General features: G+C 65.9%; 18 protein-coding genes. 11 read left to right on the top strand and 7 right to left on the bottom strand.

The window, feature by feature from the left end:
- The 3 genes from pyrF to P1K30_RS08455 are packed head-to-tail and all read right to left on the bottom strand — an operon-like array spanning window position 1 to window position 1,200.
- Window positions 1–726: an orotidine-5'-phosphate decarboxylase gene (pyrF, locus tag P1K30_RS08465; RefSeq protein ID WP_275632257.1), complete on the bottom strand. Its 726-nt coding sequence runs from the start codon at window positions 724–726 to the stop codon at window positions 1–3.
- A gap of 53 nt (window positions 727–779) precedes the next feature.
- On the bottom strand, window positions 780–1,019 hold the full coding sequence (locus tag P1K30_RS08460) for a hypothetical protein (protein ID WP_275632256.1): 240 nt from the start codon (window positions 1,017–1,019) through the stop codon (window positions 780–782).
- A complete protein-coding gene (locus P1K30_RS08455) occupies window positions 1,006–1,200 on the bottom strand; it encodes a hypothetical protein (protein ID WP_275632255.1) in 195 nt (64 codons plus the stop codon). Before P1K30_RS08455 ends, P1K30_RS08460 begins: the two co-directional genes overlap by 14 nt.
- 225 nt (window positions 1,201–1,425) lie before the next feature.
- Between P1K30_RS08455 and clpB the strand changes: the two genes are divergently transcribed.
- From clpB to lpxK, 4 genes are all read left to right on the top strand, one after another.
- Window positions 1,426–4,041: an ATP-dependent chaperone ClpB gene (gene clpB, locus P1K30_RS08450; protein WP_275632254.1), complete on the top strand. Its 2,616-nt coding sequence runs from the start codon at window positions 1,426–1,428 to the stop codon at window positions 4,039–4,041.
- Window positions 4,042–4,185: 144 nt separating this feature from the next.
- A complete protein-coding gene (locus tag P1K30_RS08445; RefSeq protein ID WP_275632253.1) occupies window positions 4,186–4,431 on the top strand; it encodes a DUF4170 domain-containing protein in 246 nt (81 codons plus the stop codon).
- Window positions 4,432–4,442: 11 nt separating this feature from the next.
- Window positions 4,443–5,732: a 3-deoxy-D-manno-octulosonic acid transferase gene (locus P1K30_RS08440; RefSeq protein WP_275632252.1), complete on the top strand. Its 1,290-nt coding sequence runs from the start codon at window positions 4,443–4,445 to the stop codon at window positions 5,730–5,732.
- A complete protein-coding gene (gene lpxK / locus P1K30_RS08435; protein WP_275632251.1) occupies window positions 5,732–6,730 on the top strand; it encodes a tetraacyldisaccharide 4'-kinase in 999 nt (332 codons plus the stop codon). Before P1K30_RS08440 ends, lpxK begins: the two co-directional genes overlap by 1 nt.
- Here the strand turns inward: lpxK and P1K30_RS08430 are convergent.
- Window positions 6,705–8,783 carry a lytic transglycosylase domain-containing protein gene (locus tag P1K30_RS08430; protein WP_275632250.1) on the bottom strand — a complete coding sequence of 693 codons (2,079 nt, stop codon included), beginning with the start codon at window positions 8,781–8,783 and terminating at the stop codon, window positions 6,705–6,707. The genes lpxK and P1K30_RS08430 overlap by 26 nt on opposite strands.
- Window positions 8,784–9,056: 273 nt before the next feature.
- Here P1K30_RS08430 and dapA point away from each other — a divergent pair, with 273 nt between their 5' ends.
- Window positions 9,057–9,935, top strand: a complete 879-nt coding sequence (dapA, locus tag P1K30_RS08425) for a 4-hydroxy-tetrahydrodipicolinate synthase (RefSeq protein ID WP_275632249.1) — start codon at window positions 9,057–9,059, stop codon at window positions 9,933–9,935.
- Window positions 9,936–9,952: 17 nt separating this feature from the next.
- Here the strand turns inward: dapA and P1K30_RS08420 are convergent, their stop codons facing one another.
- Entirely contained in the window at window positions 9,953–10,450 is a 498-nt protein-coding gene (locus tag P1K30_RS08420) for a potassium channel family protein (protein ID WP_275632248.1), read from the bottom strand.
- 84 nt (window positions 10,451–10,534) lie between these two features.
- Here P1K30_RS08420 and smpB point away from each other — a divergent pair, with 84 nt between their 5' ends.
- The 5 genes from smpB (at window position 10,535) to P1K30_RS08395 (ending at window position 14,561) form a co-directional block, all read left to right on the top strand.
- A complete protein-coding gene (gene smpB, locus P1K30_RS08415) occupies window positions 10,535–11,011 on the top strand; it encodes an SsrA-binding protein SmpB (RefSeq protein WP_275632247.1) in 477 nt (158 codons plus the stop codon).
- A gap of 65 nt (window positions 11,012–11,076) precedes the next feature.
- Window positions 11,077–11,931 (top strand): 3-mercaptopyruvate sulfurtransferase, encoded by an 855-nt coding sequence (gene sseA, locus P1K30_RS08410; RefSeq protein WP_275632246.1) that lies wholly within the window; start codon window positions 11,077–11,079, stop codon window positions 11,929–11,931.
- 4 nt (window positions 11,932–11,935) lie between these two features.
- Window positions 11,936–13,123: an amino acid aminotransferase gene (locus P1K30_RS08405; RefSeq protein ID WP_275632245.1), complete on the top strand. Its 1,188-nt coding sequence runs from the start codon at window positions 11,936–11,938 to the stop codon at window positions 13,121–13,123.
- A 130-nt stretch (window positions 13,124–13,253) separates the two neighbouring features.
- Complete coding sequence (locus tag P1K30_RS08400; RefSeq protein WP_275632244.1) at window positions 13,254–14,150, top strand: MBL fold metallo-hydrolase; 897 nt, start codon at window positions 13,254–13,256, stop codon at window positions 14,148–14,150.
- A gap of 24 nt (window positions 14,151–14,174) precedes the next feature.
- A complete protein-coding gene (locus tag P1K30_RS08395; protein ID WP_275632243.1) occupies window positions 14,175–14,561 on the top strand; it encodes a rhodanese-like domain-containing protein in 387 nt (128 codons plus the stop codon).
- Between the two features lie 100 nt (window positions 14,562–14,661).
- Here the strand turns inward: P1K30_RS08395 and P1K30_RS08390 are convergent, their stop codons facing one another.
- A complete protein-coding gene (locus P1K30_RS08390; protein WP_275632242.1) occupies window positions 14,662–16,005 on the bottom strand; it encodes an ammonium transporter in 1,344 nt (447 codons plus the stop codon).
- 26 nt (window positions 16,006–16,031) lie between these two features.
- Window positions 16,032–16,370: a P-II family nitrogen regulator gene (locus P1K30_RS08385; RefSeq protein WP_275632241.1), complete on the bottom strand. Its 339-nt coding sequence runs from the start codon at window positions 16,368–16,370 to the stop codon at window positions 16,032–16,034.
- A gap of 270 nt (window positions 16,371–16,640) precedes the next feature.
- Here P1K30_RS08385 and P1K30_RS08380 point away from each other — a divergent pair, with 270 nt between their 5' ends.
- Window positions 16,641–18,863, top strand: coding sequence for a transglycosylase domain-containing protein (locus P1K30_RS08380; RefSeq protein WP_275632240.1), 2,223 nt, complete (start codon window positions 16,641–16,643; stop codon window positions 18,861–18,863).
- The last annotated feature ends 13 nt before the right edge of the window (window positions 18,864–18,876 follow it).

Genomic DNA, 18,876 nt, shown 5'->3' with positions numbered 1-18,876 from the left:
TTAGGGCAGTTCTGCCACGATCGCCTGCGCGGCGGCACGGGGATCCTGCGCGGTCCAGATCGGGCGCCCGACCACGATATGATCCGCCCCGTCGCCAATGGCGCTGGCCGGCGTCGCGATGCGTTTCTGGTCGCCCGAGTCGGCGCCCGCAGGCCGCACGCCGGGGGTCACGATCAGTTTGCCGGTGGAATTGCCCAGCGCACGGATGGCCGCAGCCTCGTGCGGCGAGGCGATGACCCCGTCCGCCCCGGCATCGAACGCCCGACCTGCACGGTCCAGCACGATGTCCGCAATGTCGCCCGCGCGGTACTGCGCGTCATCAAGATCGCCCCGGTCGTAAGAAGTCAGAACCGTAACGGCGAGGATCTTCATGTCCGATCCCGAAGCCCCCTGCTTGGCCGCCGCGACCACCGCCGGGTCGCCCTGCACCGTCAGGAAATCCAGATCGAACTGCGCCAGTCCGCGCACTGCGGCTTCCACGGTCGCCGAAATGTCGAACAGCTTCATGTCGAGAAAGATGCGCTTGCCGTGCTCTCGCTTCAGCTCGTTGGCCAGCGCCAGCCCGCCGCCGGTCAGCATCCCAAGCCCGATCTTGTAGAACGACACCGCGTCGCCGATGCGGCCTGTCAGTTGCAGCCCCTCCAGCGCGTTCGGCACGTCTAGGGCCGCGATCAGGCGGTCGTCGGCGGCCGGGTGCAGGTCGTCCTTGGGCATGGGCAGGGACATGGCGGTCTCCATTTCGTGGGGTCGCGCCTATGTCCCCGTTTGAAGTCCTTGCGTCAAGCGTGGTTTGGCCCGGGCCGCCGCGGCGCATCCATCCGCATCGCAAGCCGCTGAGCGTCGGCGGCAAGGCGTTCCTCAACCGGGGTCGTGCCCTTCAACGGCTGGCTCGTGCGCAGCCGGATGCGGCGCGCCGGATGTCCGGCCTGTGTCTTGACGATCAGCGCGACGGCGGCCTCGACCCTGTCGAAGTCCGCGTCGTAATGCATGTCGGTCACGCGGGTCTCAAAGATCTGCATCGGGCCGCTCCTGTTTCTGCTGCACTTTGGCCGCAGCGATCAACGCGCGGCTGATGCGCCGGTGGCCCCACGCGGGGTGTCCGGGCGCGGAAATGCGCAGCGGTCGGTGTCCGGTCTTGGGGAAAAGATGAACCTGACCGATGAAACGGCGGGTTGTCGGGTCGAAGATTACGTCGTCCACGCCTGCGATGGCTGTCATGGGACTGCTCCTTCTGGTGGCCCGTGTGGGCCGTGCTACTAAATATACGCTTCAGCCCCGTCCGAAGTTCCGACAGCCTTGCACAAATCGCACATCCTCCTGTCTTGAAACCGTATTCGGCAACGCCCAAATCCTTATCGAGGCCCGAGGGGGGACGCGCCGATGACGGGCGTTTCCGACAATGGGTGCTTTAAGAAGGAGAGTGCGATGAACTTGGAGAAGTTCACGGAGCGGTCGCGCGGCTTCCTACAAGCTGCACAGACGATCGCCATGCGGGAAAACCATCAGGCGCTGGTTCCCGAACATCTGTTGAAGGCGCTGATGGATGACGATCAGGGGCTTGCCGCCAACCTGATCAAACGTGCGGGCGGTTCGCCCGAGCGCGTGGTCGAGGCGCTGGAAGGCGCAATCGCCAAGCTGCCGCAAGTCAGCGGCTCGGGCGGCCAGACCTACATGGATCGCCAGACCGCCAAGGTTCTGGACGAAGCCGAGAAGATCGCCACCAAGGCGGGTGACAGTTTCGTTCCGGTGGAACGGCTGCTGACCGCGCTTGCGGTGGTGAAATCCAAAGCCAAGGACGCGCTGGACGCCGGCGCTGTCAATGCAATGGCGCTGAACAGCGCGATCAACGACCTGCGGAAGGGACGGACTGCCGACTCGGCAAGCGCCGAGGAAGGCTATGACGCCCTGAAGAAATACGCCCGCGACCTGACGGAGGCCGCGCGCGAGGGCAAGATCGACCCGATCATCGGCCGCGACGAGGAAATCCGCCGTGCCATGCAGGTGCTGTCGCGCCGGACCAAGAACAACCCGGTGCTGATCGGTGACCCGGGCGTCGGTAAAACCGCCATCGCCGAAGGGCTTGCCCTGCGGATCGTGAACGGCGACGTGCCGGAATCCCTGCGCAACAAAAAGCTGATGGCGCTGGACATGGGCGCGTTGATCGCCGGTGCGAAGTACCGGGGCGAGTTCGAAGAGCGTCTGAAAGCGATCCTGAAAGAGATCGAGGCCGCTGCGGGCGAGATCATCCTGTTCATCGACGAAATGCACACGCTGGTCGGCGCGGGCAAGACGGATGGCGCGATGGACGCGGCCAACCTGATCAAGCCGGCTTTGGCGCGGGGTGAACTGCACTGCGTCGGCGCGACCACGCTGGACGAGTATCGCAAGTACGTCGAAAAAGACGCGGCCTTGGCACGCCGGTTCCAGCCAGTGATGGTCGACGAGCCGACGGTCGAGGACACGGTGTCGATCCTGCGGGGCATCAAGGAAAAGTACGAACTGCACCACGGCGTGCGGATCTCGGACTCGGCCCTTGTCGCCGCCGCGACGCTGTCGCACCGCTATATCACCGACCGGTTCCTGCCGGACAAAGCCATCGACCTTGTCGACGAGGCCGCCAGCCGCCTACGGATGGAGGTCGACTCGAAACCCGAAGAGCTTGACCAACTGGACCGTCAGATCCTGCAAATGCAGATCGAAGCGGAAGCCCTGAAGAAAGAGGACGACAAGGGATCGAAGGACCGGCTTGAAAAGCTGGAACTGGAACTTGCCGGGCTTCAGGAGAAATCCGCCGAGCTGACGGCCAAATGGCAGTCCGAGCGGGACAAGCTGGAATCGGCACGCGACCTCAAAGAACAGCTGGACCGCGCGCGGATCGAGCTGGAAACGGCCAAGCGGCAGGGCAACCTGCAGCGCGCGGGCGAACTGTCCTATGGCGTGATCCCGCAGCTCGAAAAGCAGTTGGACGCCGCCGAGGACGCCGAAGACGAGGTCATGGTCGAAGAGGCCGTGCGCCCCGAGCAGATCGCGCAGGTCGTCGAGCGTTGGACGGGGATTCCCACGTCCAAGATGCTGGAAGGCGAGCGCGAAAAGCTGCTGCACATGGAGGACGAGCTTGGCAAACGGGTGATCGGCCAAAGAGCCGCCGTGACTGCCGTGTCCAACGCCGTGCGGCGCGCTCGTGCCGGTCTGCAGGACGAGAACCGCCCGCTGGGGTCGTTCCTGTTCCTCGGCCCGACCGGCGTCGGTAAGACGGAACTGACCAAGGCGCTGGCCGAGTATCTGTTCGACGACGACAAGGCGATGGTCCGCATCGACATGTCCGAGTTCATGGAGAAACACTCGGTCTCTCGTCTGATCGGCGCGCCTCCGGGCTATGTCGGCTATGACGAGGGCGGTGTCCTGACCGAAGCCGTGCGGCGCCGGCCTTATCAGGTCGTGCTGTTCGACGAGGTCGAAAAGGCGCACCCCGAAGTGTTCAACGTGCTGCTTCAGGTTTTGGACGACGGTGTCCTGACCGACGGGCAGGGTCACACGGTGGACTTCAAGCAGACGCTGATCGTGCTGACCTCGAACCTTGGGTCGCAGGCGCTGTCGCAACTGCCCGAAGGGTCCGACGCGGTGCAGGCGAAGCGGGACGTGATGGATGCCGTGCGGACGCACTTCCGGCCCGAGTTCCTGAACCGTCTCGACGACATGGTCGTGTTCGACCGCCTGACGCGGGCCGACATGGACGGCATCGTCGACATCCAGCTTGCCCGCCTGAAAAAGCGGCTGGCCCAGCGCAATATCGCGCTGGAACTGGACGACGCGGCGGTGACGTGGCTGGCCGACGAAGGCTATGACCCGGTCTATGGCGCGCGCCCGCTGAAGCGGGTGATCCAGCGCAGCCTGCAAGACAGGCTGGCCGAGATGCTGCTGGCCGGCGACGTGAAGGACGGCGACACGATCGCCGTCAGCTCCGGCGCGGACGGGCTGATCGTGGGCGACCGCGTGGCCCGTTCGAACCGGCAGACGCCGGACGACGCGGTCATCCACTGATCGCCCAACGCGACGCACAAGGGGGCCCCGCTGGCAACGGCGGGGCCCTTTCCGTTTGCACGACGGCCCTGTTCCGGACCAATCGCCCTTTCCCCCCGCCCACAGCTTGACTAGGTTGCCGCTGCAATCGGGAAGGAAAACAGCATGACCCAACGCCTGCACCTCGTCTTCGGCGGCGAACTCGTCGATCCGTCCAAGACCGTCTTTTCCAATGTCGACGAAATCGACATCGTCGGGATCTTCCCGAACTACGCCACCGCCTACGACGCGTGGAAATCGGCGGCCCAGCGCACCGTGGACAACGCCCACATGCGCTATTTCATCGCCCACCTGCACCGCCTGCGCGACGAGGAAGCCGAGGCCTCCTCGACCGAGGAACTCGACAGCTAGGGCGCTGCCGCATGGCCAATTCGCTTTCCCTCAAGCTGTATCTGGCCACCCGAGCGCGGTCCCGCCGGGCCGCGCGCAAGCCCGCCGCGACGCGGAACGGCGCAGATGCCGCCCGCGTCATGGCCGGCGAACGCAACGGCGAGGCGTCGGCGCCTCGTCCCGACGGCCCGCTGCTGTGGATTCACACCGGGCAGGACAGTCACGCGCTGGCCGCCCGTGAACTTGCCCACCGGCTTCGGACCGAACGGGCCGAGTTGAACATCTTGTTCACCACGACAGCCGAAAAGCGGCTCGACAGCACGCCGGACGCCCTGTCGCAGCTTGCCCCCACCGACGCCCTTTCCCCCGTCCGCCGGTTCCTCGATCACTGGCAACCGTCTCTGACGCTTTGGACCGAACCGGACGTGCGTCCGGCGCTGGTGACCCAGACCGCCAAGCGCGACATCCCCATGTTCTTCGTCGACGCACACACCGCCCCGTCGGAACCGCACGGCTGGCGGTTCTGGCCGTCCTTGTCCGGCTCGCTTCTAGCGGACTTCCGCAATGTGATCACGGGCGACCGGGTCAAGGCCGGCTCTTTGCGCCGTCTGGGCGCCGACCCGGCGAAAACCGAGGTCATCGGCTATCTCGAGGAAGGCACCGCCGCCCTGCCCTGCAATCAGGCGGAACGCGATGCGCTGGCCGAGGAACTGCAAGGCCGGCCCGTCTGGCTGGCGGTGCGCGCCGCCGACGATGAACTGGAACCTGTGCTAGACGCCCACCGTCAGGCGCTGCGCAGAACGCACCGTCTGTTATTGATCCTTGTCCCGGAAGAAAATGGCCATCACGACGGCCCCGACGCAGGGGCCGAATTGCAGGCCGCGTTGCAGGACCAGGGATTCGTGACCGCCCTTCGGTCCGCCGGTGACGAACCCGAGGCAGAGACGCAGATCTACATCGCCGACAGCATCGAGGAACTGGGCCTTTGGTATCGATTGGCCGCGGTGTCGTTCCTTGGCCAGTCGCTTGAGGCATCGGGCGGCGTGAACCCGTTCGAGCCCGCCGCGCTGGGCTCTGCGATCATCCACGGCCCGAACGTCCGCAGCTTCCGGCGCGCCTATGGTCGGCTTGCCTCGGCGGGCGCGACCCGGATGGTGCGGAACCCCGCCCAGCTGTACGAGGCGCTGGAAGAACTGCTGCAGCCCGACGTCGCCGCGATGATGGCGCACGAAGCGTGGAAGGTCTGCACCTCGGGGGCCGAGGTGACCGACCGGGCGATGGACCTTGTCCTTGCCGAGCTCGACGCGATCGAGGACCGCTGATGCGACCGCCGCGTTTCTGGTCGGCGCCGCCAACGCGCCCCGGCTGGCAGGCCCGTGCGCTGGCCCCGCTTGCCGCGCTGTACGCAAACGCCACCGCCCGCCGGGTCGCCGCCGAGGGGCATCGCGCCCGAGTTCCGGTAATCTGCGTCGGCAACATCAACGCGGGCGGCACCGGAAAGACGCCCACGGTGATCGCGCTGCTGTCCCGACTGCAGGCGCAGGGCGTCGAAACGCATGTCGTCAGCCGCGGCTACGGCGGGACGGAACAGGGCCCGCTCAGGGTGGACGAACGTCGGCACACGGCAGCCGTCACCGGGGACGAGCCGCTGCTGATCTCGGCCTTCGGTCCGGTCTGGGTCGCCAAGGACCGTGCCGCCGGGGTCCGCGCCGCCGAGGACGCGGGCGCGCAAGCGATCCTGCTGGACGATGGGTTCCAGTCGCCGGCCGTGCAGCGGGACCTGTCGCTGGTGGTGGTCGACGCGCGTGCCGGCTTCGGCAACGGCCGCGTCATCCCCGCAGGCCCGCTGCGCGAACCGGTGGGCACCGGACTTGCCCGCGCGGACGCCCTGCTGTCGATCGGGGACGACCGCGCGCAAGCCCGTTTCGCCGCGACTTGGGGCGACCGCATCCGTCTGCCGCATCTGACTGGCGCGCTGCACCCGCTGCAGACCGGCATGGACTGGCAGGATCTCGACGTGCTCGCCTTCGCGGGCATCGGTCACCCCGAGAAGTTCTTCGCCACCCTGCGCGGCCTTGGCGCCAACCTGCGCCGGGCGGAACCGCTGGGCGACCACCAGCCGCTGACAGAGCCGTTGATGACCCGGCTAGAGAATGAGGCCGCCCTGCTGGGCGCGCAGCTTGTGACGACGGAAAAGGACGCCGTGCGCCTGCCGAAAAGCTTCCGGCAGAAGGTGCTGACCGTTCCCGTGCGGCTGGAACTGAACGACTGGGCGCCTCTCGACGCCCTTGTCGCTAACGTGCTTTCAAAATCTCGGTAAGCCCGATGGGGCCGCCCGACTCGCCCGTCAGCCGCGCGCGGTAGACGGGCACGCTTTCGGTGACCCGCATCACGTAGTCGCGCGTCTCGCGGAACGGGATGTGCTCCACCCAATCCACCGGATCCATGCCCGGATCGCGCGGATCGCCGTACTGCTGCACCCACCGCCGGGGCCGACCCGGTCCGGCGTTGTAACCTGCGGCGACCAGCGCGTAGTTCGGCCCGAACTCTTCGATCAGCGTCGCCAGATAGGCGCTGCCCAGCGTGGCGTTGTAGACCCCGTCCGTGGTCAGCCGCGACAGGACGTAAGGCATGTCCAGCTGTCCCGACACCAGCTTCGCGGTGCCCGGCATAAGCTGCATCAGGCCACGCGCGCCGGCGGGGCTGACCGCGGCCACGTTGAACTCGCTTTCGCGACGCGCGATCGACAGCGCCAGCGCCTCTTCCACCGGAAGATCGATGCCCAACCCGGCCAGCGGGAAATAGGCACGCGGCGCGACGACGCCCTCGCTTGCGGCCTGCTTTGCGACCCGCACCGTCACGAAGGTGTCGCCCAGCGACATCGTGGCGTCCGTCAGCGCGACAAGGTCCGCCGCCGGAACGATCTCGGCCAGATGCGCCAGAAAGCGGATGGCTTCCCACTGTTCGCCAGCGTCGTTCCACAATCCCGCCGCCCGCCACACCGACGAGGTCGCGAACTCGGCCTGCCGCCAGTCGGGTTCGGGGCCGTCGGCGACCAGCGCGGGGTCGATGCCCATGCCGGCCTTCTCGGCAGCCAGCAGCCCGTAGAACGTCGTCTGGTGCACGCCGCCCTTGCGGTATTCCACCTGCGCCGCCTCGGCATCGCCCATCGCGTCCAGCGCACGGCCTTCCCAGTAGTTGCCCCGGCTTAGCGAGATCGGGGTCTCGACCGATGCGGTGAACCGCCGGAAATGGGTCAGCGCCGTCGCGGGATCGTCGAGATAGCGAAGCGCGATATAGCCGGACAGCCACTCGAGGTCGGAATAGGAATACTCGCCGCTGTCGGCGGGGATGTAGTGATGGCTGGCCAGCGTGTAAGCCCGCGCGGCGTCGCCGTCGCGCATCGCCTGCCGTGCAAGGATGCGGCGCCAGTTGCCCCACGCAGCCGGACGGCCAAGCGCCTCGGCCGAGGTGCTGACCTCGATCATCAGGTCGGCGGCATCGTCGCGCCGGCCCTTTTCCAGTCGCCAGGTGAACCTGTCATAGGCCAGCCCGCCATTGCCCTGCAGCGCGGACGGCACCTTGCCGATCAGCGTGTCGACCCCGGCGGCCTCGCGTTGCAGCGCCTCGCGCGCATCGGCCAGCGCATCCCATGCCGCACCGACGCGGCCCTTTGCCCTTGCGACGCCGTCACGGTCCTGTTCCCACAGCAGAAAGTCGATCCGATCCTCGTGCGCGTCGCTCAGCGTATCGGCATAGAACCGCAGAAAGTCTTCCTCGTCCCGCGCGCTCATCTCCAGCCCGCGCCATGCCCGCAGCGCCTCGGCCCGTGCGTCACCGCCCCGGCCCAGCGCGTCCAGTGCCCGCACAAGGCGGAACGCACCCCGCCCGGTCTGCGGCGGCTGCGGCCCGAAGAACGCGACCACCTGCTCGGGGTCCGCACCTTCGGGGATCTCCGATTCGCCACGACGGCGCAGCAGCGCGAGGCCCGGCCAGTCGGGGTTCCGCTCAAGGAACGACAGATAGTCCGCGAACGTCCCCTCGCCCGACCGCAGCCGCTGCCATTCGATCAGGTCGACCGCCACCGGATCAGCCGCTGCGGCGGCCAGCTTCAGCGCAAGGTCCCAGTCCCGACGCGCGGCAGCCGCCTGCGCGACACGGAACTCGTGCCCGGTCATCAGGTCGTCGGGACGCAGCGGCGGCAGCCGGTCGGTCAGCGCCACGGCAAGGTCCGACACGTCCTCGGCGGCCACCGTTTCCTCGGGGACGGTGTCATCCGACGGCTCTTCCATCTGTTCCGCTTCGGTGACTTCCGTGGCGTTTTCCTCTGCGGTGGGCACGTCCGCCCCGGTGCCCGGGACATCGGCTGACACTCCTTCGGCCGTCGGACGCGGCGCTGGCCGCATGTCCGTCTGTGCCGCAACCGGCACCCCCGAAAGGCAGAACGCCGCCAAGCTGGCGGCCCACAGTCGACGTTGCATGATTTCGTACCCTTGACGCTTTCGCGGCCAGAAGGTAGCGGGCCGCGGGCTGTAGTGAAACACACAAACTTGGCAACGCGACGCCAAGGCACTAGGGTCCGCGCAATTTTGCGGCCGGTCCGACCATCGGACCGCACCCGAGGAACACAGGAAAGGATGCGCATCATGATCAAGGGATCTCTCCCCGCACTGGTGACGCCGTTCGCAAAGGACGGCTCGGTGGATCTCGATGCGCTCAAACGGCTTGTCGAGTGGCAGATCGAGCAGGGCAGCCACGGGCTGGTGCCGGTCGGGACCACGGGCGAAAGCCCCACCCTCACCCACTCGGAACACGAGATGGTGGTGGAAGAGGTCGTCAAAGCCGCCGCTGGCCGCGTGCCGGTCGTTGCCGGTGCCGGGTCGAACAACACCGAGGAAGCGATCCGTTTCATGCGGCACGCGGAATCGGTCGGCGCGGATGCCGCTCTGGTGGTGACGCCGTACTACAACAAGCCGACTCAGCGCGGCCTGTACGAACACTTCCGCGCGGTGCACGACTGCTGCGACCTGCCGATCATCATCTACAACATTCCCGGCCGCTCGGCGGTGGACATGTCGCCCGACACGATGGGTGAACTGTCGAAGCTGCCGCGCATCGTCGGCGTGAAGGACGCGACCGGCGACCTTGCGCGCGTGTCGTGGCAGCGGATCACCTGCGGCCCCGATTTCGTGCAGGTCTCGGGCGAGGACGCCACCGCCCACGGCTTCAACGCCCAAGGCGGCATCGGCTGCATTTCGGTCACGGCGAACGTGGCACCGAAGCTGTGCGCCGAACTGCAGGAAGCCTGCCTTGCCGGCGACTATGCGACCGCGCTGACGATTCAGGACCGGCTGATGCCGCTGCACAAGGCGATCTTCACCGAACCGGGCCTGTGCGGCGCCAAGTTCGGCCTGTCGGTTCTGGGCATGTGCAACGACAGCGTGCGGTCGCCGCTGGTCGACCTGACCGACGGCACCAAGCAGATGATGCGCGACGCGATGGTCCACGCGGGCCTTATCAACTGATCAGACCGACCTGACGGTCAGTCCTCGGGCCGGTCCTTGTGGGCCGGCCTTGCGCTTTCTGCGGCCATCCTGTCGTGCCGACGGCGGGCCATCAACGTCTGGGCCGACCGCACCTTCCGCACCAGATCCACGAAAGCGCCGGTCAGCAGCGCCGCCATGAACAGGCCGTTGATCGCCAGCATTCCCGACAGGATCGCCCATTCCGGCGGCAGCACCACGTCGCCGAACCCCACCGTGGTGAAGGCGACCAGCGCGAAATACATCGCCTCGTCCAGCGTCGCGAACAGGTCGAGGTGCAGCAGCAAAAGCGACCAGACCCAGCACGACATCAGGATCAGCGTCAGCAGCCAGATCACCGACAGGCCGACCTGAAGCAACAGCCAGCCGGGGCCATGCCGTGCCGCCTCGTCCGGCGTCGCGCGGGCGGCCAGCCAATCCAGCAGCGGAAGCGCCGCCAGACCCAGCAGGGTCGTGACAAGGATAAGTACGGTTCCGTACAGGATCTCCAGCAACATGGCCCCTATTCCTTTGTCGGTAAGCCCTTGGTCGGGTGCCTACCACTGGACTTGACCGCAACAACACCCTATCTCCTGTCCGCTATGGCAAAGCCGAAGGAAAATACCAACTACAAGGTCGTCGCCGAGAACCGGCGCGCGCGGTTCGACTATGCGATCGAGGACGATCTCGAGGTCGGCCTCGTGCTGGAAGGGTCCGAGGTGAAATCGCTGCGCGAGGGGTCCGCCAACATCGCGGAAAGCTACGCCGAGGTCAGCGATGGGGAGCTGTGGCTGGTGAACAGCTACATCGCGCCCTACGCCCAGGCGAAGACCTTCGGGCACGACGAACGCCGCCGCCGCAAGCTGCTGGCGTCGAAGAAGGAACTGTCCCGGCTCTGGAACGAGACCCAGCGCAAGGGCATGACCGTCGTCCCGCTGGTGCTGTACTTCAACCACCGCGGCATCGCGAAGATGAAGGTGGGCATCGCCAAGGGTAAGAAGGTCGCCGACAAGCGCGAAACCGCGGCCAAGCGCGACTGGAACCGCCAGAAGCAGCGTCTCCTGAAGGAACACAACTAGGCCCGCCCTTGCCAGTGCCGCGTCGCGGGGCTAGGCAAGCGGGGTCCGTGTCCAGGGAGCGAGAAATGGCGACCGACGATCCGAAAACGCTGGTGTCCACCGACTGGCTGGCGGCTCACCTCAACGATCCAGACCTGCGTGTGCTGGACGCGTCGTGGTATCTGCCGGACATGGGCCGCGACGGGAAGGCCGAATATGCCAAGGCGCATATTCCCGGCGCCCGCTACTTCGACATCGACGAGATTTCCGACCATCGGTCCTCGCTGCCGCACATGGTGCCGCCGACCGAGAAGTTCATCAGCCGGATGCGCGCTATGGGCGTCGGCGACGGTCATCAGGTCGTGGTCTACGACGGCGCAGGCCTGTTTTCGGCCCCGCGCGTGTGGTGGCTGCTGCGGCTGATGGGCAAGACCGACGTGGCCGTTCTGGACGGCGGCCTGCCCAAGTGGGTCGCCGACGGCCACCCGACCGAGGATCTGCCCCCCGTCATGCGCGACCGTCACATCACGGTCACGTTCCAGAACCATCTGGTGCGCGACGTGACGCAGGTGGCCGCGGCCTCGAAGCTGATGGATCACGAGATCCTCGATGCCCGCGGCCCGGCCCGGTTCCGGGGCGAAGTGCCGGAACCCCGCGCGGGCCTGCGGTCGGGTCATATCCCGAACGCGAAAAACGTCCACTATGCCACCTTGATGAACGAGGATGGCACGATGAGGGATCCCGACGCGCTGCGCGACGTGTTCGCTGCCGCCGGCGTGGATCTTGCGAAACCTGTCATCAGCTCCTGCGGATCGGGCGTGACCGCCGCCATCATCGACCTGGCGCTGGAACGCATCGGACACGACCGCCACGCCGTCTACGATGGCTCGTGGTCCGAATGGGGCATGTATGGCGACCTGAAGGTCGAAACCGGAGAATGATTCCATGCTGAAAGAGCTTCAACCGCAGCCCAAGGACAAGATCCTGATGCTGATGGAGATGTTCAAGGCGGACCCGCGCGAGCAGAAGGTCGACCTTGGCGTCGGCGTCTACAAGGACGCGAATGGCGTGACGCCCGTGATGCGCGCCATCAAGGCCGCCGAGAAACAGCTTTGGGAAACCGAGACCACCAAGTCCTACACCGGCCTTGCCGGTGATCCGGCCTTCGCCGCTGGAATGCGCGAACTGGTGCTGGGCGATGCGGTCCCCGCCGACCGTGTGGCCGCGGCGGCAACCCCCGGCGGCACCGGTGCCGTCCGGCAGGCGTTCGACCTTGTGCGGATGGCCAACCCCGACGTGACCGTCTGGGTGTCGGCCCCGACGTGGCCGAACCACGTCTCGATCCTGAAGCACATGGGCATCCCGACGCGCGAATACCGTTACTTCGACGACGAGACCTGCGCCGTCGACTTTGACGGCATGGTCGCGGACCTCGACGGGCTGAAGGCGGGCGATGTCGTGCTGCTGCACGGCTGCTGCCACAACCCGACCGGCGCCAACCTGACCCTGCCCGAGTTCAAGAAGGTCGCCGAGATCCTGAACGCCAAGGGCGCGATCCCGATGATCGACATCGCCTACCAAGGCTTTGGCGACGGGCTGGAGGCGGACGCCGCCGGTGTGCGCCACGTCGTGTCCGCCTGCCCCGAGTCGCTGGTGGCCGCGAGCTGTTCCAAGAACTTCGGCATCTACCGCGAACGCGCGGGCGTTCTGATGGCGATTCAGGAAGACGCCGCGAAGACCGCCGTTGCGCAGGGCACGCTGAACCACCTGAACCGCCAGAACTTCTCGTTCCCGCCGGACCACGGCGCGCGGCTGGTGGGCATGATCCTTGCCGACGACGCGCTGAAGGCCGACTGGATGGCCGAGCTGGAAGAGATGCGCCTTGGGATGCTGAAGCTGCGCGAGCAGCTGGCCGAGGAACTGCGCAAGCTGACCGGGTCCGACCGCTTCGGCTTCATCGCGCAGCACCGCGGCATGTTCAGCCGCCTTGGCCTGACGCCCGAGCAGGTCGAGAAGATGCGCGAAGATCACGGCATCTACATGGTCGGCGACAGCCGCTTCAACGTGGCTGGCCTGAACGAAAAGACCGTGCCGCTGCTGGCCAAGGCCATCGCTGCCGTCGACAAGGTCTGAAGACAGGCGGCCCGATCTTCCAGCAGATCGTGCGCGGCAGGAATTTCTGATGGTTCCTGCCGCACCCTGCCCTTTACATATTCTATTTGAAGAATACGTACTCCTCCAACACTGATACGGAGGACTACCGATGTTCACACGAGAAAGCCCGTCGACGGGGCCGAACTCGCCCCGCGTGGTCGGTTTCTACGAAAAGGCCTCTGGCAGCGTGCAGTACGTTGCCATCGACGATGCCACCAAAAAGGCCGCGCTGATCGACGTCGTGCTCGATTTCGACCCCGCGCATGGCCGCACCCGCACCGACAGCGCCGCAGAGATCCTGGACTTCGTGAAGGCCGAAGGGCTGACCGTCGAGTGGATTCTCGACACGCACCCCCACGCCGATCACATGATGGCGTCCGCGTGGCTCAAAGAGCAGACAGGCGCCCCCGCCGCCATCGGCGAAAAGGTCCGCGACATCGCGAAGCTGTGGGAAGGTATTTATCATACCCCCGGCGCGTTCGATCCGGACCGCGACTTTGACCGCCTGTTCGCCGATGGCGACAGTTTCACGCTGGGAAACCTGTCCGTGAAGGTGATGCTGTCCCCCGGACACACGCTGGGCTCGATCACCTATGTGATCGGCGATGCGGCCTTCGTCCACGACACCTTTATGCACGTCGACAGCGGCACCTCGCGTGCCGACTTCCCCGGCGGCTCGTCGGCCGAACTGTACGATTCGCTGATAGCGATCCTGTCGCTGCCCGACGAGACCCGCCTGTTCATCGGCCACGATTATCCGCCGGTCGGTGACCGCGAGGACCCGGCATGGGAAGCGACCGTGGCCGACCACCGGGCGAACAACACCCATGTCGGCGGCGGCACGTCGAAGGCCGAGTATTGCAAGCTGCGCGACGACCGCGACGCGACGCTGGACCTGCCAGATCGGATGCTGTTCGCGCTTCAGGTCAACCTGCGTGGCGGGCGGCTTCCGCCGGCCGAGGCGGACGGTAATTCGTACTTCAAGATCCCCGCGAACTCGTTCTGATCCAACTTTCGAAAGGACCCAAAGATGAAAACCGAAACCGTTGACGGCGGCACCATCGAGACTTGGACGCCGCAAGAGGTCTGGGACGCATACTCGCGGGGCAAGATCGCCCTGATCGACGTGCGGACGCCTCAGGAATACATGCTGGAACACGTCGAAGGCGCGCTGCTTCTGCCGATGCCCTTCTTCGATTCGGAAAAGCTGCCGTCGCAGGAAGGCAAACGACTGGTGCTGTACTGTGGATCCAGCGCGCGGTCTGGCCGAATTGCATCGGCCTGTGCGGCGAAGGGCCTTGCGCCGGTCACCCACATGGAAGGCGGATTCGCCGCGTGGAAACAGGCGGGTTTGCCTTACATGGGCACCGACATGGCCTCCGGCGCACCGAAGCGGGTTCCCGGCAAACAGGACTGACGACCAGCCTTGGTCCGGCCCGCGCGGTTTGGCTCCGCCGCAAAGAAAAAGCCCGGGCGCGAACGCCCGGGCAGTCGTCTCAGACTGACAGGAAGGGAAGTCAGCCTTTCGAGAACTCGGGGTATGCTTCCATACCCAGCTCAGCCATATCGAGACCGTTGATCTCGTCTTCCTCGCTCACCCGGATGCCGACGATGGCTTTCAGGATGAACCAGACGACCAGGCTGACCACGAAGGTGAACACACCGTAGGCGATGATGCCGGTCAGCTGCGTGCCGAGGCTGGCTTCGCCGTAGAAGATCACCGCGATGGTGCCCCAGATACCGGCGCACAGGTGAACCGGGATGGCGCCGACGACATCGTCGATCTTCAGCTTGTCCAGCATCGGGACGGCGAAGACCACGATGATACCGCCGACAGCACCGATCCACAGCGAGCCGAACAGGGTCGGGGCCAGCGGTTCGGCCGTGATGGACACCAGACCGGCCAGAGCGCCGTTCAGGACCATCGTCAGGTCGACCTTCTTGTACATCACCTGCGTCAGGATCAGCGCCGCGACGGCACCGGCTGCAGCAGCCATGTTGGTGTTCGCGAAGATCCGCGACACGTCGGACACGTCACCGACGGTGCCCATTGCCAGCTGCGAACCGCCGTTGAAGCCGAACCAGCCGAGCCACAGGATGAACGTGCCGAGCGTGGCCAGAGCCAGGTTCGAACCGGGCATCGGGTGGACTTGGCCGCTGCTGGTGTATTTGCCGATACGCGGGCCAAGGACGATGGCGCCTGCCAGAGCCGCCCAGCCGCCGACCGAGTGCACGACCGTCGAGCCGGCGAAGTCGGAGAAGCCCATTTCAGACAGCCAGCCGCCGCCCCACTGCCACGAGCCCGAGATCGGGTACATGACGCCGGTCAGGATGATGACGAAGAACAGGAAGGGCCACAGCTTGATACGTTCGGCCAGAGCGCCCGACACGATCGAGGCGGTGGCGGCAACGAACACCAGCTGGAAGAAGAAGTCCGAACCGATCGACGCATAGTCCAGCGCCGCATCGGCGGCATCGACGCCAACCGGATCCAGCACGGTGGTGCTGAAGAACGGACCGACCCAGCCAGCCATGATCCAGCCGTCGCCCGGGTACATCAGGTTGAAGCCGATCAGCCAGTACATGATAGCCGCGAACGAGTAGAGAGCGATGTTCTTGGTCATCTGCATCGCGACGTTCTTCGAGCGGACAAGGCCGCCTTCGAGCATCGCAAAGCCAGCGGCCATGAAGAACACCAGGAAGCCGCCCATCATGAACAGCAGGGTGGTCATGATGTAGGGGCCGATTTCGTCGAAGCCCGGCGCGACCGCCTCTACGGCTTCTTCGGCCTCTTGGGCGAAGCCCAGCACCGGCAGCGCGATCAGCGCAGCGGCGATGGGAAGAGTCTTGTTAAGTTGCATGTTCGTAATTCCCCTCTGTGCGGCGCTCAGAGCGCGTCCTCGTTGGTTTCGCCCGTGCGCACGCGGATCGCGCTGGCCACGTCGAGAACAAAGATCTTGCCGTCGCCGATTTTGTCGGTCTTGGCGGTGGACTGGATCGTTTCAACGACCTGGTCGGCCATCGAGGCCGGGACCACGATCTCTAGCTTCACCTTCGGCACGAAGTTCACGGCGTATTCGGCGCCGCGGTAGATTTCGGTATGACCCGACTGCGAGCCGAAGCCCTTGATTTCAGTTACCATCATGCCGCGCACGCCGATGGCGGTGAGCGCTTCGCGCACCTCCTCCAGCTTGAACGGCTTGATTGCTGCAATGATGAGTTTCACTGTCTTCACCCTTCCGATTGGCAGGTTGACCCTGCAAGGATTCCACGCCGCTCACAAAGCGGTGCACGGGCTGGTGATACAATCCGAAGCGCCAGAATTAACGACGTCTAAACAGGCGTGTTGCACATTTTTTGCACGTTTTTCAGAAATTGCCCTAAAAATGTGCGCTTAAAAAACACGTTCCTTTGACGCCGCGGCGTCTCCACATCTGCCGCTATCGCAGCTATTCTGCGCAAAACAACGACAATCGAGTAGCAGTAGACCAATCTGATGAGCGGGAACGGACGCAAGACGCCGCCCCTCGTGGCCGACAAGCGGACACGGGCGGCCGCGAAGCCGACGAAGGGCCGGACTCCGACCCGAGGGAAGGTTTCCAAGCGCGGCAAGGCAAAGCCCACCAAGCGAACCGGACGGCGCGGTGGCGGCGGCGGTCGCGGCGGAATCCTCGGGTTCTTCCGGTCGATCTTTCGCTGGATATTTCGTCTTCTGTTCAAGGCCTTCGCGGCTGGGGCGACGGTGGTCGTGCTGATCGTCGGGATCGCGACCTACTACTTCTATTCCACGCTACCGCCGCTCGAAGACCTGCTGGACGGGCGCACCCGTGGTTCGGTCACGATGCTGGATCGCTACGGCGAGGTTTTCGCGTGGCGCGGCGACCAGTTCGGCGGCCAAGTCACCGCCGAAACGGTGGCTCCGGTGCTGAAGAACGCCGTCGTCGCGACAGAGGACAAGCGGTTCTACCGCCACCTCGGCGTCAGCCCACGCGGCATCGCCAGCGCCATCGCGATCAACCTGCGCGAAGGCCGCAGCCCGCTTTCCGGTCACGGCGGCAGCACGATCACCCAGCAGGTCGCGAAACTGCTGTGCCTTGGCGTGCCCTTCGACAGAGACACGTGGGAGACCGAGGCCGAGTACGAGACCGACTGTCGGCGCGGCACGCTGTGGCGCAAGATCAAGGAAATGCCATACGCCTTCGCGCTGGAGGCAAAGTACTCGAAAGACGAGATTCTGACCGTCTACCTGAACCGCACCTATATGGGTGGCGGCGCTTACGGCTTCGAAGCCGCATCGCAGCGGTACTTCGGCAAGGGCGCCGCACAGGTGAACGCGTCCGAGGCGGCGATGCTCGCGGGGCTTCTGACGGCCCCCAGCCGCTATGCGCCGACCTCGAACCTCGAACGCTCGCAGGAACGGGCCAGCGTGGTTCTGCGCCTGATGCATGAACAGGGCTACCTGACGGATGCCGAGTTTGCGCATTCCTCCGGCGCGCCCGCGATGCTGTCGGCAGCGGCCGAGGCGCGTGCGGGCGGATACTTCGCCGACTGGGTGATGGATTCGGGCCCGGGCTTCCTGACCCGCGAGACCACCGAAGACGTTGTGATCCGCACCACCTTCGACCAGCGCATCCAGACCGCTGCCGAAACCGGCCTGAGCGCGGTCTTCGACGCGAAGGTGAAGGAAGGGTCAGAAGCGCAGGCGGCCATCGTGATCATGTCGGCGGACGGCGCCGTTCGCGCCGTGGTGGGCGGCCGCAAATTCACGGGCATCTCGGGCCAGTTCAACCGCGCCATCATGGCCAAGCGACAGTCCGGGTCCGCGTTCAAACCCTTCGTCTACGCCACCGCGCTGGATCTGGGCTACCGGTTCGACGATTACGTGCTGGACGCTCCTCTGACGATCAACGTGCCCGGATCGGGCCCTTGGTCGCCGCGCAACTACACCCGCGAGTTCTATGGCGAGGTCACCCTGACCGAGGCGCTGGCCCGGTCCCTGAACACCGCAGCGGTGCGGCTGTCCGAGGCGGTCGGTCGCGACAACGTGCGCCACGTCGCCGAGGACTTCGGCATTGTCTCCGACCTTGCCGTGGGCCCGGCGCTGGCGCTTGGCACGTCCGAGGTCAGCCTGCTGGAGATCACCGGCGCCTATGCCGGCATCCTGAACGGCGGCAGCTCGGTGAAACCCTACGGCCTGATCGACCTGCGGCTGGTCGGCGACGACGCCCCGCTGATGGACCAGTCCGGCGGGCTGGGCGAACGCGTGATTTCGGAACAGGCGGCGCGGCAGCTGATCTACATGATGACCAAGGTCATCGAATTCGGGTCCGGCGGTCGCGCACAGCTTCCGGGGCGCGAGGTTGCGGGCAAGACAGGCACGACGCAGGCCAACCGCGACGCATGGTTCATCGGGTTCACCGCGGATTATGTCGCGGGCGTCTGGATGGGCTACGACGACAACACGCCGCTGTCGGGCGTCACCGGCGGCGGACTGCCCGCAGAGATCTGGGGCGAGGTTATGGGACGCGTCCACGAAGGACTGCCCGCACAGCCGCTTCCGATGATCGACCCGACGACGCTTCCGCCGCGCACGCCGCCGCCGGGGCAGGTTCAGAACCCGCCGCCGGGGCAGCCCAACAACGGCAACGGCGGCGACACGATGGCCGACAGAATCATCAACGACGTCCTCGACTCGATCTTCGGCACACCGAACCGCTAACGAAAAAGGCCCG

The sequence above is a fragment of the Psychromarinibacter halotolerans genome (assembly GCF_029168315.1).
GTDB classification, from domain to species: Bacteria; Pseudomonadota; Alphaproteobacteria; order Rhodobacterales; family Rhodobacteraceae; genus Psychromarinibacter; species Psychromarinibacter halotolerans.
This window is presented reverse-complemented; position numbering and strand designations above follow the sequence as displayed.